The organism is Paenibacillus vulneris (assembly GCF_039543185.1).
In the GTDB taxonomy this organism is placed as follows: Bacteria; Bacillota; Bacilli; order Paenibacillales; family NBRC-103111; genus Paenibacillus_S; species Paenibacillus_S vulneris.
The window spans coordinates 424,752-437,980 of the sequence record NZ_BAABJG010000006.1 but is presented as its reverse complement, the minus strand read 5'-3'; the positions used below and the strand labels follow the sequence as shown (position 1 = coordinate 437,980).

Genomic DNA, 13,229 nt, shown 5'->3' with positions numbered 1-13,229 from the left:
CAAAGTCCGGCTTTAACGCGCAGAGCTGCGAGTCTAAGCCGGCTGAAGGCAGGTGAAGCCCTATTTGCCGGAGAGCAGGCGGATGGCTTCTAAGAAGCTCGTAAAATATCCTACGACAGCTCTAACGAGCGCTTACCGTAGGCTCCGTTATGGTTAATGCAGTATTGACGGTATCAAGATTGACGGTTGCGCCGATCGGCACGGCGGCCTTGTAGATGCCATGGGCTGCGGAGAGACGGGTAAGCAGCGGTTTTCCGAGCGGGACGATGACCTCATTGATGAGATCGTCGTAAGTTTTGCCGTAGGAAGCCTCGCAATTGGTGCATTCCCCCATAACGATGCCGATGCAATCGGCGAATTTGCCGGCCAGCTTCAAATGATTGATCATCCGGTATACCCGGTTGATTTGCTCGTGCGTCTCTTCAAGGAACAAGATACATCCGCGGGTATCGATTTCATAAGGGGTGCCGAGCGTGTCTACGAGGGAGGTAAGGTTACCGCCTACGATCGGTCCCGTTACGTTGCCGGGTACTTTGGACACCATCGGTATTCCCTGAGGATTTTGAATCGTCTTGGGGTAGGCCGTAGATGAGATCAAGCCGAAAAATTGATCGAAATTGTAAGGCGGCGTGTCCGTTCGAAAGTTAAGCAGCATTAAACTGGAGAACGTAATCAAATTGCTGAATTGATACAATGCATTCAACAGTACGGTGACATCGCTGTATCCGGACAAAATTTTCGGATTCGAGGCGATAAAGCGGTAATCCAGATAAGGCAGTATTCCCGCGATGCCTACGCCCCCTCGGACAGGCAATATCAACCGTACCTTGGAATCGGCGAACATATTCATCAGATCGAATGCCCGTTGCTCATCGGTCCCCGACAAAAATCCGTTATCGGCGTAGACATAATTGCCGAGAACAACCTCGAACCCCATAGTTCTCAATATCGCTACCGCATTGTTGATATCGGCGGCAGGAAGCGGGCTACCTAGACTTACGACTCCAACAGTGTCTCCGGGCAGCAATAGAGGCGGTTTTATGGCCATGCGAATAACCTCCCACAGTATACTCTGTCATTCCGGTCGTTCATACCCCCTGTTCCTATATCTATGCCGCGTTGCCAATAAATAATAGTGTACCGGAGATTAGTCGGAAAAGAGGGATATACAATGGAATAGCTCAAACATTCGGGAGGGGTAAGACCAGGTTGTTGGGTAAATCTGTATAGCGGAAAAATGCTCGGCTTGCCCTAAGGCAAGCCGGATGCTAGTCTTCTTCTTTTCTTGAACATCATAGTTGCATAGAGGATGACCGGGATGAGGATTTGAAAAATCGGGAACAGCTTGAGACTTACATGAAAGCCTATTGAAATGTGATACGTATAGTTAGGCTCCAAAAAGGCTGCGATTAAAATGAGCAGCCCAACCGGCCACACCCATCGCTGGTAGGCGATAGAGGTCATGCTGGCCAGACTAATCACCGCGCATAAATAGAAGAGGATCATCTTCATAAACAGGCCGATATAGATTAGGAGCGATACAAAAACATCCAGCCGCTCAAAAACACGCGCGATGGAGATCAGCTGCACAGCCTGCAGAAAGGGCAGAGAGCTCATAGCTGCAAGGCTTGAACCCAGAATGGCTATAATGATTGCATTCATGAAAATCAGAAACAAGGCAACGGCGGCATAAGCGGCCGTGTAGGGCTTAAGAGGAACGGTTTGCTCGCTGTTTGATGACCATAGCATCAAAAAGACAACCGTCTGTCCGAACGGAAACGAGACGATGTCAGGGAATGCGGCCTTGAGAATAGGCAGGGGCCCATTCTCCATGATGGGAGCAAGCTTCTCGAAATGAACGATATTGGCGACAAGCAAGAGAAATAGCAGAAAGGCATAGCTCAAAACAACCAAGGGCAATAAAATTTCAGAGATGCGAAAGATGACCTCTATCCCCTTGTATACGCCATAAGCCCCTATAATCAGAACAGTCATCATGGTTACAATCATCGGGGTTCTCGTCAGCAGCGACATGGACATAAACTCCCCGAAATCCCGGACATTGCGCATCGATTCATAGCTGAAGTAGAGAACGTACAGCAATCCGAGAATCGTACCGATGGTGCGGCCGTAATGGAGGACCAGCATTTGAGTCAGATTGAGCCCGGGCTCCTTGCGCTGGATCGCAATAAAGAGCTGTAAAAGCAGAAGCCCGAAGACCGCAGCGAATGCCATGGCCAGCCATGCGTCCTGTTTGGCCTTGCTCCCCAGGAAAAACAAAGGTGTACTGCCGATTTCGAACAGGATGATCATGTAAGCGATTTGGTTGGTGGATATGCGTACCGTGTTCATGGTCATCAGGTCGTCGGGCCTCCCATTACATGTTCTATCCATTTGCCTACCGGTAAAAACAGGATTTGGACGGGGGCGATAACCGACAGCTGCGGCCAGTCGAACAGCTTACTGAGGGTTAAATAAGCACACCATCCGATGAGACCCGCATACAAGAAAAGCTCCCGGGCAGAACCTTGCTTGAGCATAGAGCGGATACCGAGGAATAGAACCGCAGCGTAGAATGCAAGCCATCCCGTTACAAGCATCTATCATTCTTCCTTATCCTTGTTCAAATTCTTGAATGATTTGTTGCTGAGCCCCACTCTGTCCATTGAAATGTGCACGGAAGGCTTAAGCTCGATTTGGACGAATTCGGATTCCCAATCATCTTTCATCCGTTTCCATTCCTTAGGGTAGGTTCGATGAATGATATCCGCAAAGCCCAGAATGTCAACCCGGAGCTTGCGCACGGTTTGCCAAGAGGCATTCACCAGTTGCGTAACCTCCTTTTGCAGCTGCTTCTCAAGCTCCTTGACCACCTTGGGATCAGACAGGTCCAGATTACACTCGGTTTCAAGCAAATGGCCTTTGCTTTTAATATCTACCTCCATGATGTAATGCCCGTTTGCCATGCGGGGACGCAGCTTGGTCTTGGACGACAGCAACCGGAAGGAGGAATTATACTTTTTTTGCCCTGACGGCATGCAGGAGAAGGAGAGAGTGGTTGATTTTACTTTATTTATAATGAACGATACCCCAAGCCCCTGCCCCTGTGGTATCCAGCCTGTCAGCTTATCTCCCTTCATGACGGCCAGATCACCCAATCTGACTTTGGAGAGATACGTTGATTTCTTCAAAGAATCCATAGAGGTTTCACCCTTACCTCCGCTTAGCAGAATTTCCGGGATGATCCCGCTCTTCGCGTCGCTTGTCATAGACATGGCGAGCTCGTACATCATCACTCCCGGCAGCATAGAGCCATTTCGGCTTTCGTTTAACATCGTTTGGCGTATGCTCTGGCCCGGGATTTTTTCCAGATGGCTCAGTTGTTCGAGAATGGTGCGCGCCTTCCCTCTTGCAATCAGCATGCTCACCGTTTCGCGGGCGTCGGGATTACGGTAATGCAGGTCGAGAATTTCGCTGATGCCGTGACGGGCTACCTCCTCGCTGAGGATGAGAATATTATTGTGCGCAAAAAAGATTTGCCTCGGAGTTTCCGTCGTACTCTGACTTACTGCTTCCCGAATCGTGCGGCCGCGGGTAGAGAAGACGGATACGGGCGATTGACTGCTTCCGCCTCCGGTAATGCCGCTGGCAGACGATATGGCCGAAGGGATGACCACCTGGTAGGATATGATCCAATCTTCCCCCTCCTTGTCCATGCTGGTGGCTGAGGTTATGGAGAGCTCGTTCAGCTCGGTCCGGTTCCAGCAGCCGGTTAGAGGGATGCATAACAAAGCGAGAAGACAGCATAAGGTGCAAGCTTTCACGGGAGCTTACCTCCTTCCATAGCTTTAGGCTTGATGAGGCTTAGAGCAAGCCAGATCAGGAGCGGGAGCAGGACATTGAACGTCAAAATAAAAGGGGTTAACGGGTACATGGTAAAGTGGATGAAGTCCGATGACCTCGGCCAAAAATAATACGTGCTGAGCAGCGCAAATAAAGCAAGGGCAAAAGAAAAGGGCTTCTCGTTACGAACGCGGAACGTCCGGATAAAGCAGTGAAGGGCGCAAAACATAAAAATGGATATTTTTACATACATCAGACAAATCCATATGGAAATAAACAAAATATCGATCCGCTCCAGAAAGCTCCCCAGCCGGATGATGCTGATTACATTAAAAGTAGGATAGGACATCAGCGAAACCAGGCGAGGTCCGAATAAGGTGACGGCTGAGACGACAATCAGTCCCAGCTCAATGCCTGTAAGAATGATCCCCCATGATCCGATTCTTCCCGCTTCGGCAGACCGGTTCAGAAAAGGCGCAAGGATCAGCAGGACGGATACCTCGGACAGCCAGCTGGACGGAATGAAGCCGCCTTGCACTATCGTAGAAATCGGATGCTCCCAAACGGGAAGCAGAAACTCGGGATGAATGTCCTTGAGCACCAGGATGGTGGTGATAAACAGAACGACAACGGACATCATGAAGACGATGATATTGATCCTTGCAATCACTTCAATTCCGCAGCTTACGGCGTACATGGCAACGGCTATAGTAACGAGGAGCAGGACGAAGACCGGCGTTCTGGTAAGCACATTTTCCGCCAAAAAATTCACGAATTCCCGAGTAATGATTAAGGTCGCGATAAAGTAATAATAGCCCAGCAGGAAGCCGGTCCCGGTCCCTGCCCAGGTGCCAAGGCGAAGGGAGAGCCAGTCTACAAACGACACGGACGAGGACGGGGTTTGTCTGCAAATCTGACCGGTCATATAGGCAACACCTATTCCAATAGCGGTGGCCAAGGCGAGTGAGATCCATGCATCCTGGCCGGATGCTTGAACGACGATGCTCGGAACCGTCAATATGGCTGTAGGGATAATAGAACTCATAACCAGCAGGATGGCTTGAAAGGATGATATTTTTTGAATCATGAGTCCTCCTCCCACTTCCTTTATGGTTTGGACGTTGGCTTGGGCGGCGACGGTTTTTGATCGTTTCCTTCCCGGACAGCGTCTGCAGAGATGAATCCCGGCCGAGTGTTCATTTTCCACCATGGCATACGAATGAATACATCCTTTAAATTTCGCTTTACCAGCGGGGCAAGAGGCATCAAGTACGGTACCCCGAAGGAGCGTATGCTTGCCGTGTGAATGAGCAGCACCATTAGGCCGGACATAATGCCGAACAGCCCGAGGGTTGCCCCGAGGAGCATGAGCGAGAAGCGGATCAGCCGTGCGGCTATAGCCATGTTAATAGCCGGGATGACAAAGTTGGAAATGGCCGTAAACGATACGACAATGACCATCGCGCCGGAGACGAGTCCGGCTTGTACGGCAGCCTGTCCCAGAACCAGCGCCCCTACGATCGAAATGGCCGGGCCGATGACACGCGGCATTCGGACGCCTGCCTCGCGGAGCACTTCGAAGGTCAGCTCCATCAGCAGCGCCTCTAGCAGTGCAGGGAACGGCACGCCCTCCCGTTGGGCGGCTAGGCCTATCAGGAGCGTGGTTGGCAGCATTTCCTGGTGAAAGGTCGTGATTGCGATGTAGAGTGAAGGAAGTAGCATGGAAATGAGAAACGAGCCGAAGCGGATCAGTCTTAAGAACGAAGCAATATCGTATCTCTGGTAATAATCCTCGCTGGATTGAAAAAATTTAAAGAAGGTCACCGGGGCGAGCAGGACAAAGGGCGTCCCTTCAACAACAATGATAACTTGCCCTTCCAATATCCCCGCCGCAGCCGCATCGGGACGCTCGGTGTTCATAATCGTCGGAAACGTCGAGAAGGGGGAATCCTCAATGAATTCCTCAATATATCCGCTTTCCAGTATGCTGTCGGTATGGATGGTATCCAACCGACGGTGGACTTCCGCAACGACCTGGCTATCCGCCACACCCATCAAATAAATGACGGCTACATTCGTCTGAGTTCTCGTTCCTATGATCTTTAGCTCGATACGAAGATCGGGCGACTTGATTTTGCGCCGTATCAGAGAGGTGTTGATCCGCAAATTTTCCGTGAAGCCTTCCTTCGGCCCGCGAATCACGGTCTGAGAGCTGGGCTCCTCTACGCCGCGCATATTGCCGCCTACGGTGTCTGCAGTCAGGGCCGTGCTGCAGCCGTTCAATAAAATAACGGTCATGCCGTTGAATAGCGCCTGATAGATTTCCTCCAGCTTATAGGCTTCCTTCACCCCGCCGACAGAAATGGCCTGCTGCTGAAGAAAGGAATAGAACCCGTTGGTGTCATCGGGAGTGGTTGTAAGCTCGGACAGCTTGGAAATTTCGGCAATCAGCTGATTGACGGTTGGCGTGTCCACCAGTCCGTCGACATAAATGAGAGCATACCGATGCTGATCCTGATTCGAGAGCTGGCGAATGATGATGTCGGAGCTTGCTCCGAGCCGGGAACGGATCGCCTGAAGATTAACCTCCAACTGCGGGGAGAGCAAGGAGGCGTCCTGCCCCTGTCCGATGCTTTGCTCATTTCCTGCTGCTTTCGGCTTACTATGCCGCCAAAGAGACATCCACTTTTTGAGCATTCCCATAGGTACCTCTTTTATAAAAGATGTATGCTTACTATTTCCCGAATTTCCAATTTGATGCATCATGCTCTTGGCTTGGCGGTCCGAAGAACGCAAAAAAGCCTGATAAAGCACGGGCTTTATCAGGCAGGGAATGTTATGTAGGGTTGAAGCATCAGCTGCTTGCATCAACAGAGCTGCTTTTTCTTTTCCCCCAGGGAAGCTCCTTTTTCACGGCAGCTATTTCTATAAGCTGTGTGAGGGAGAGCAGCAGCAGCAAGCCGCTCAAGGAAACCAGCACGGCAAGAGGCAGCGTCCACAGGTGGTCCGGCTGGGCAAAATAGGGGACGAGCGCGATGGCCAGCACCGGCGGTGCATTGAGCTTGAACTTTTGGATCAAGATAATCGTCAGCAGCGTAGCCGCCAAAAAGGAAATCATGCCTGTATGCGACAGATAGAGGGCGGAGCTGACTAAAGATGCTGTACAGGCCCCGGCAATCATTTTGCCGAAATCCTTGAACGAGAAGGCCCGGGTAATAAACAAATAAGAGAAGGCGCCCAGCGTAGGATAAAAAATCATTTTGATGCTCGGGATTTGTTGGGAAAGCCAGTAAATCAGCATTAAATAAAAGCAAATAGCGATAATTTTCAGATTCAATGTAAGCAGCGTCCTTTTGTGAAAATATAGAGTAATGACATCGGAATAAATTGTCTCGGACCATCTTACTATGCAGCGTAAATCTCGTCAATAGGGAAGTCCAACTGATGGCTATGGGAGACTTTCCGACCCGATTACCCTTGTTTCCGGTACCGTCCTGGCGGGACACCGACGATCCGCTTGAACATGCGAATAAAATTGGAATAGTCATTAAATCCTGACAGCTGGCAGGCATCAGTCACATTATGCCCCTCATTTAGCAGCTTCTTGGCCTGTGCGATCCGCTTCAGCAAAATATACTCATGGATGGTGCTTCCGATACTACGGCGAAATAACCGGCTCAAATAATAGCGGTTCATGAAGAATTGCTGTTCGAGTGCCTCCAACGATAGATCGTGATCCAGATGATGATCGATATAATCAAGCACAGGAGCCAGCTTCTCCGGAACGATGGACGACGGGATCGGAGACAGATTGTGCATAAAGGCGCGGTTAAGCAGCACGAGCAGCTCTATCGTATAAGCGGAGAGCAGGATATCCGATCCGTCGGACGGGTCGCCGGACAAGGAATCGATCTTTTGATACAAAGCGACCAGCTCCTCCAATTGATGGGGGAGCAGCTGGATTTTATTTTGTTCTCCCAGGGGACGGTTCGTAAAGCAGTTCAGCAGATCCAGGGAAAACGATGAATTGAGCTGCCGAACGGTTTCGGGATCAAAATGAATGACAATATTCTCGTAGGGGGCATCCGACTGAAATGTCGCTTTATGCAGCTCCCGGTTGTTCATGACCAACAGATCGCCGTAGGCTAACGGATACACCTTTTTCTCGATAAAATAATGGACATCGCCGCGGATAAAGAAGTAGATTTCAAAGCGGTCGTGAAGATGGAAATCCATTTTCAGGGGATGCTCCGTTCGCCTGTGAGCGTAATGAATTCCTTCTATTTGATGGGAAATACGCATGGATGTGCACCTCCAGACAAAAAGTCAAAAAAAGCAATAAATACGGCAATTCATGCAAGGAATTTGTTTTTATTATAGCTCATTATAAAATAGAAATGAAAGCGTGTTACCATTCGGCGCGCAACCTATAAGAAATCAGGTGAAAACGTGAAATCATTGGGAACAGCCATTATCGGGTGCGGTTCTATTTCGAGCGTCCATTTGAAGGCTATCGCAGGCCTCGGGCTGGCACAATTAAAGGCCGTTGTGGACGTCAACGAAAGCTTGGCGCAAAAAGCGGCGGCAGCATACGGATGCGATTATTACACCGACTACAAGGAAATGCTGAAGCGCGATGATATCCAAGTGGTTCATATTTGTACAGGCCACTATCTGCATGCTCCCATGACAGTCGACGCATTGAAGGCAGGCAAGCATGTACTGACGGAGAAGCCGATGGCGGAGAATAAGGCTTCCGCCCAAACGATGCTGGACGCCGCCAAAGAGCATACGGATGTTCAGTTGGGCGTTATTTTCCAAAATCGTTACAATCCATCGTCCAAGCGTATGAAGCAGGCGGTTCAGTCCGGGGAATTCGGCAAGCTGCTGTGCATGAAGGGCATCGTCACCTGGTCCCGCGGACCTGCTTATTACGAAACGGAATGGAAGGGCAAATGGGCTACCGAAGGCGGAGGCGTACTGATCAACCAGGCGATTCATACGCTGGATCTGCTCCAATGGTTAGGCGGGGACATCGCCACCGTCAAGGGCAGCATTTCCAACGATTCGCTCGAGGGTGTCATCGAGGTGGAGGACTCCGCTCATGCGTTCATTCAATTCAAGAACGATGTAAAAGCCGTCTTTTATGCAACGAATGCATACGGCAAGAGTACGCCTATCGAAGTCGAGCTGATCTTCGAGAATGCCGTCCTGTCGCAGCGCGGAGATACGCTGTACCTGGATCAAAACGGCAAGCAGACCGTTCTCGCGGAGCCGCTCAAGAACGACCTGGGAGAAAAAGCTTATTGGGGCGTCAGCCATCAGTTCCAAATTCGCGATTTCTATGAGCATATACTGCAAGGCAAGCACTTCTGGCTTGACGGTCCCGAAGGGTACAAGGCGTTCCGCCTTGTTATGGATATTTATGAATCATCCCGCATCGGGCAAAAAATCATATACAGCTAGTGACATGAAGAACAGGCAAGGCCGTTCTTGGAGCTTATGACTCCGAGGACGGCCTTTTGTCTGTGTATGACAAAATGACCCGTCCATTCATGGAGACCATTCTCTATGGAGTCTCATATTCTAGTAATGCAAGACGGTGATAGAAAGGCAGAACGTTGATAGAAAGGAGAGAAGGAGAGAATTGATAGCCTGCGTAACCGGCGTTGGCATTGTGCTGACGCTCATTTTCGTATTTTCACAATGGGGGATACCGCTCTTTCTTCCCTTGCTGCTATTCCTCGAACCGGCAGGGACGCCGTCTTTGCAGACCCTTCTTTTCTATGGTTTCTTCATCTCCTTGGTATACGGTTGTGGGGGGTTGATAGGCTTTGTTATGCTGTATCGTCTGAGCGGAGTTTGGATGCGAGCAGGATCGCCCGCTGAGCTGCCGCAGACGGTCACAGCTGAGCGAGTGCGAATGGATCAGGAGAGGCGAAGCGACATGGAGCTGTCCAAGCGAATTCAGCAATCGGTGCTGCCCAAGCCGGTCCGAACCCCATATATTGCGATCAAGGGACTGCATCTTCCGTCAGAGCAAGTATCGGGGGATATGTACATGTGGACGCTGCAGCAGGAGCATGGAGCGCGGGTCGTCTTGATGGATGTCATGGGCCACGGTGTATCCGCCTCTCTGGTCGGCATGTACATGCACGCTTTCTTGCAGACGCTGCTTCCGAGCCTCGAAGACCCGAGGGCAATGATGAGCCGGCTGAATTCGCGAATTTGTGAGCTGGTTCGTTCCGGAGAAAGGGAAGGGGACGCCCTCTACTGCACGGCTATTTGTCTGGGAGCGGATGCGCTGGGCAAACGGGTGGAGTATGTCAATGCAGGCCATCCGTACGGAATGATGCTGGAAGACGGGGAGCGGATCTCGGAGCTGGTATCCGGGGGGATGCCTCTTGGCATCGATCCTGCGGCCGTCTTCGATAGAGGAGTGTTTACTTATCGGGAGCAAGCCCGAATAGTCCTTTTTACCGACGGTTTGTTCGAGCTATTTGGATCTTCACCCAGTGTGACGGCGGAGAGAATAGAGCAGCTGCTCCGGGACTGCAGCCGAGCGGACTCGGATTGTTTTATGGCACAGCTGGAGGCGGAGTTAAGCAATACAGCCTATAGGCCAGACGATATATGCGTCATAGTGATGGATCTTAAGGATGGACAATCTCAGAACGATCGATAGGGAGTGACAGGAATGGTTTTCATCACAATGGAAGGTACCCCATGCCAACGGTTCATAGATATGTCGGATGAAATGTCAGAAAGCTTTATGAAGTATACGGGTATTGCCCACTACCGCAGGCTGTGCTGCGCTGTGCACGAGCTGGTCATTAATGCGGTCGAAGCCGCCGGACGGCAGCAAATGAACGGGGAGGATGCTTTGAGCTTGGACAACACGCTTTGGCTTAGGATGGAGGTGGAGGAAGGGGAAGTTATCGTTACGATTACGAATAAATCGGCAGCTGGGGCGGCTAAGGCTATTCATGGCAAAAAGAGCTTATGCATGGAGGACCTGCTCCTGGAAGAAAGGGGCCGCGGGCTTCTGATCGCCAAGCGGTGGTCGGATCAGCTAACGTTTGACCAGAAAGAGGACGGTACGATGACGATTCAATTAAGGAAAAAAGGAGGTGATGCCTATGAGCAGCATCATGTACGACCCCCAAGGGAGCGGCAAGGGTATACCTATCCATTACCATAGCAGACCGGTCGGGGCCTATCTCTATATTTTGTTGACAGGCAAGCTGACCTATGGGTACGAAAGCAGGGCGAAGGAAGGGCTGCGCCGCGCAGTCAGGCCTGCCGAAGGGTATATGATCGACCTGTCCGGCTTGGCTTTAATCGATAGTACGGGCCTGGGCGTTCTTGTTCATTTTGTGCAAACCTACTGCAAGGACTGCAGAGGTGTGGCTGTTATTGTACAGGATGAGCTGATGAAGGAGCTGCTTGCAATAGCCAAGCTGGAGCTTCTGATGCCGATTTGTGAGAGTGTGCAGGAAGCCGTTCAGAGGCTGGACGAGATAGGGAAAGTTTTAGAGGAAGGGAGGGAGGAATAATGAACCGGCTGCAGTCGTTAACAGACAGAATGAGCAAGAAGGATTTGCTGTACGGATTTGTTATTGTCGATATGACAATCCTGCTGATTGCCGTCGGAGTTTGGAAGTTCCATACTTCACGCGAGGTGATAGACCAGATTTCCTTGGGATCGGCGTTCACAACGATCTTGCTGGCGGTAGTCGCCATGGTATATTCCTATATTCAAGCCTACGAGGCTTCTGCTCAAAACCGGATGGTTCAGGAGGCTCTCATCAAAATCAGCGAGAAGGTGGACGAGTTCGGCAAAATGAAAGAGGAGCTGATTACGCTGCGGCATGATACAAGGTCCTACAACGAACACATTCTGGAATCGCTCAACCGGTTTGTGAAGGAGGCGTCGGAGCATGTCGATTCTATCTTCGAGGTGCTTCGTGAAAAGGGGCTGGAGGTGCCGGAGGAGGTGGAGAAGGACATCGCTTCATCTTACCGTGACAAGTTCAACAGCGAGCTTTCGGCGATTCGTTCCCGGTTCATGGCAAATCAGGAGAAGCTGCTGACCAGGGAGCTGATAGCCCTCGTACAAAATCATCTCCAAAAGGGGTATGAGCTTACCATGCTGGAGCTGGTCGATTTATTGGTCTACGAGGGGGTCGAATTCGAAGGCAAGGAGCTGCTTGAAGCCTTGACCTCGCTGGAGCAGCTGGGGCTTCTGCAAATCGTCCCTTCCGAGCGCGGCCGCTCCGTCAAGATAATATAAGCTTCGATCGGACAAAAAAGCTCCCGCGGCTTTCCCATTTACGGAAAATGGACTATCCGGGGGAGCTTCTCTCTTATTTAGCCTGCATTACTGCTGCTGCGGCTGTTCAAGCCGGCTGTAAAATTGCAGGACTTTATCTTCATATTCCTCGGGGTGAACCGCATGGCTTTTTACATGATCCGCACCAGATGGCTTCCACAGCTCAAAACGGTCCGGATGCTTGGCCCACATCGTTTCGCTGTTTGGATACGGAACCGAATGATCATCGGGACTATGTATAAACAAAATAGGCCTAGGGTAAATTCGGTCCACCGCATTTAATCCGTCCACCTGATCGGGGTCAATCCCGGTAAGCTGCGGCAAAATGCCCAGTATCAGCGGCGTAAACGGAATATTCGGCAAATGGGACCAGACCGGCAAATTCTCCTTCAGATAGCGGGTCAAATGATTGAACGGGCTATCTGCAACCACACCGGCGACGCCGGGCTCGTCCGCTGCTGCGAGCAGCGCGGTGCTGGCTCCCATGGAAAATCCGTGCAAAGCTATAGGCTCCGGATGATTAGCCTTCATCCAATCTATAGCTCCAAGCAGGTCGTATTTCTCCAGATAGCCTACGGTTGTCAGTTCGCCTCCGGATTCACCGGAATTGCGAAAATCGAACATAAGTACGTTGTAACCCTGCGCTACAAGCGTCTTGGACAGCTTAAGCGCCTCGGCATCCGTCTGCAGGCGGTTCTTGCGATAGCCGTGCGCCATGATGATGTTCAGCTTGGCTGGGGAGGATTCACTTGGCAGAAGCCAGCCCTTAAGATCGACATCATGCGTCCTGCTCGGAAATTGCACCTGCTCGAACGCCATGCCGTACTGTTCCGGAGTTTCCTTCAGCGGCTGGCGGACAGGATGCGTGAGCTTCCACCCGACATAGATGGACAGACCGACACAGGCGATCAGAAGCAGAAGGAGGATGCCGGCTCCCCACATGGCTTTTTGTTTGAATCTGCCGCGAGGGCGCGGGGCTCTCGTTATAGCAGGAGTAGGTCGCATGAATTCCATTCCTTTCTTGTCTCGCGTTATTGCAGGTACATTATACGAT

Annotated in this window: 14 protein-coding genes; 5 read left to right on the top strand and 9 right to left on the bottom strand. The window is 51.0% G+C overall.

Annotation, left to right across the window (positions count from 1 at the left end):
- Nucleotides 1–121: 121 nt before the first annotated feature.
- From ABEA66_RS07375 to ABEA66_RS07340, 8 genes are all read right to left on the bottom strand, one after another.
- Nucleotides 122–1,048, bottom strand: coding sequence for a S66 peptidase family protein (locus ABEA66_RS07375; RefSeq protein ID WP_079914382.1), 927 nt, complete (start codon nucleotides 1,046–1,048; stop codon nucleotides 122–124).
- A gap of 203 nt (nucleotides 1,049–1,251) precedes the next feature.
- Entirely contained in the window at nucleotides 1,252–2,358 is a 1,107-nt protein-coding gene (locus ABEA66_RS07370; RefSeq protein ID WP_345587057.1) for a GerAB/ArcD/ProY family transporter, read from the bottom strand.
- Nucleotides 2,358–2,600 (bottom strand): hypothetical protein, encoded by a 243-nt coding sequence (locus ABEA66_RS07365; protein ID WP_079914383.1) that lies wholly within the window; start codon nucleotides 2,598–2,600, stop codon nucleotides 2,358–2,360. The genes ABEA66_RS07370 and ABEA66_RS07365 overlap by 1 nt, the downstream gene beginning before the upstream one ends.
- A 3-nt stretch (nucleotides 2,601–2,603) precedes the next feature.
- Nucleotides 2,604–3,824, bottom strand: coding sequence for a Ger(x)C family spore germination protein (locus tag ABEA66_RS07360; RefSeq protein WP_345587056.1), 1,221 nt, complete (start codon nucleotides 3,822–3,824; stop codon nucleotides 2,604–2,606).
- Nucleotides 3,821–4,930: a GerAB/ArcD/ProY family transporter gene (locus ABEA66_RS07355; protein WP_345587055.1), complete on the bottom strand. Its 1,110-nt coding sequence runs from the start codon at nucleotides 4,928–4,930 to the stop codon at nucleotides 3,821–3,823. The genes ABEA66_RS07360 and ABEA66_RS07355 overlap by 4 nt, the downstream gene beginning before the upstream one ends.
- A 20-nt stretch (nucleotides 4,931–4,950) precedes the next feature.
- Entirely contained in the window at nucleotides 4,951–6,546 is a 1,596-nt protein-coding gene (locus tag ABEA66_RS07350; protein WP_345587054.1) for a spore germination protein, read from the bottom strand.
- Between the two features lie 151 nt (nucleotides 6,547–6,697).
- Nucleotides 6,698–7,180 carry a hypothetical protein gene (locus ABEA66_RS07345; protein ID WP_345587053.1) on the bottom strand — a complete coding sequence of 161 codons (483 nt, stop codon included), beginning with the start codon at nucleotides 7,178–7,180 and terminating at the stop codon, nucleotides 6,698–6,700.
- Nucleotides 7,181–7,314: 134 nt separating this feature from the next.
- The gene (locus tag ABEA66_RS07340; protein ID WP_192701351.1) at nucleotides 7,315–8,145 is read right to left on the bottom strand and encodes a helix-turn-helix domain-containing protein; all 831 of its coding nucleotides are present in this window, start codon (nucleotides 8,143–8,145) and stop codon (nucleotides 7,315–7,317) included.
- A 147-nt stretch (nucleotides 8,146–8,292) separates the two neighbouring features.
- On the opposite strand from ABEA66_RS07340, the gene ABEA66_RS07335 reads away from it, so the two are divergent.
- The 5 genes from ABEA66_RS07335 (at nucleotide 8,293) to ABEA66_RS07315 (ending at nucleotide 12,136) form a co-directional block, all read left to right on the top strand.
- Nucleotides 8,293–9,309: a Gfo/Idh/MocA family protein gene (locus ABEA66_RS07335; protein WP_345587052.1), complete on the top strand. Its 1,017-nt coding sequence runs from the start codon at nucleotides 8,293–8,295 to the stop codon at nucleotides 9,307–9,309.
- Nucleotides 9,310–9,490: 181 nt separating this feature from the next.
- Nucleotides 9,491–10,528 carry a PP2C family protein-serine/threonine phosphatase gene (locus ABEA66_RS07330; RefSeq protein ID WP_345587051.1) on the top strand — a complete coding sequence of 346 codons (1,038 nt, stop codon included), beginning with the start codon at nucleotides 9,491–9,493 and terminating at the stop codon, nucleotides 10,526–10,528.
- Between the two features lie 12 nt (nucleotides 10,529–10,540).
- A complete protein-coding gene (locus ABEA66_RS07325) occupies nucleotides 10,541–11,044 on the top strand; it encodes an ATP-binding protein (RefSeq protein ID WP_345587050.1) in 504 nt (167 codons plus the stop codon).
- Nucleotides 10,983–11,399 carry an STAS domain-containing protein gene (locus tag ABEA66_RS07320; protein ID WP_079914391.1) on the top strand — a complete coding sequence of 139 codons (417 nt, stop codon included), beginning with the start codon at nucleotides 10,983–10,985 and terminating at the stop codon, nucleotides 11,397–11,399. Before ABEA66_RS07325 ends, ABEA66_RS07320 begins: the two co-directional genes overlap by 62 nt.
- On the top strand, nucleotides 11,399–12,136 hold the full coding sequence (locus tag ABEA66_RS07315; RefSeq protein ID WP_079914392.1) for a hypothetical protein: 738 nt from the start codon (nucleotides 11,399–11,401) through the stop codon (nucleotides 12,134–12,136). Before ABEA66_RS07320 ends, ABEA66_RS07315 begins: the two co-directional genes overlap by 1 nt.
- An 87-nt stretch (nucleotides 12,137–12,223) precedes the next feature.
- Here the strand turns inward: ABEA66_RS07315 and ABEA66_RS07310 are convergent, their stop codons facing one another.
- Entirely contained in the window at nucleotides 12,224–13,180 is a 957-nt protein-coding gene (locus tag ABEA66_RS07310) for an alpha/beta hydrolase (RefSeq protein ID WP_345587048.1), read from the bottom strand.
- Nucleotides 13,181–13,229 lie beyond the last annotated feature (49 nt).

Excerpts from the sequence above, each read along its gene's own strand:
- ABEA66_RS07340 (WP_192701351.1), bottom strand. The coding sequence starts at position 8,145 with ATGCGTATTTCCCATCAAATAGAAGGAATTCATTACGCTCACAGGCGA.
- ABEA66_RS07355 (WP_345587055.1), bottom strand. The coding sequence starts at position 4,930 with ATGATTCAAAAAATATCATCCTTTCAAGCCATCCTGCTGGTTATGAGT.
- ABEA66_RS07310 (WP_345587048.1), bottom strand. The coding sequence starts at position 13,180 with ATGCGACCTACTCCTGCTATAACGAGAGCCCCGCGCCCTCGCGGCAGA.
- ABEA66_RS07325 (WP_345587050.1), top strand. The coding sequence starts at position 10,541 with ATGGTTTTCATCACAATGGAAGGTACCCCATGCCAACGGTTCATAGAT.
- ABEA66_RS07370 (WP_345587057.1), bottom strand. The coding sequence starts at position 2,358 with ATGACCATGAACACGGTACGCATATCCACCAACCAAATCGCTTACATG.
- ABEA66_RS07375 (WP_079914382.1), bottom strand. The coding sequence starts at position 1,048 with ATGGCCATAAAACCGCCTCTATTGCTGCCCGGAGACACTGTTGGAGTC.
- ABEA66_RS07365 (WP_079914383.1), bottom strand. The coding sequence starts at position 2,600 with ATGCTTGTAACGGGATGGCTTGCATTCTACGCTGCGGTTCTATTCCTC.
- ABEA66_RS07315 (WP_079914392.1), top strand. The coding sequence starts at position 11,399 with ATGAACCGGCTGCAGTCGTTAACAGACAGAATGAGCAAGAAGGATTTG.
- ABEA66_RS07320 (WP_079914391.1), top strand. The coding sequence starts at position 10,983 with ATGAGCAGCATCATGTACGACCCCCAAGGGAGCGGCAAGGGTATACCT.
- ABEA66_RS07350 (WP_345587054.1), bottom strand. The coding sequence starts at position 6,546 with ATGGGAATGCTCAAAAAGTGGATGTCTCTTTGGCGGCATAGTAAGCCG.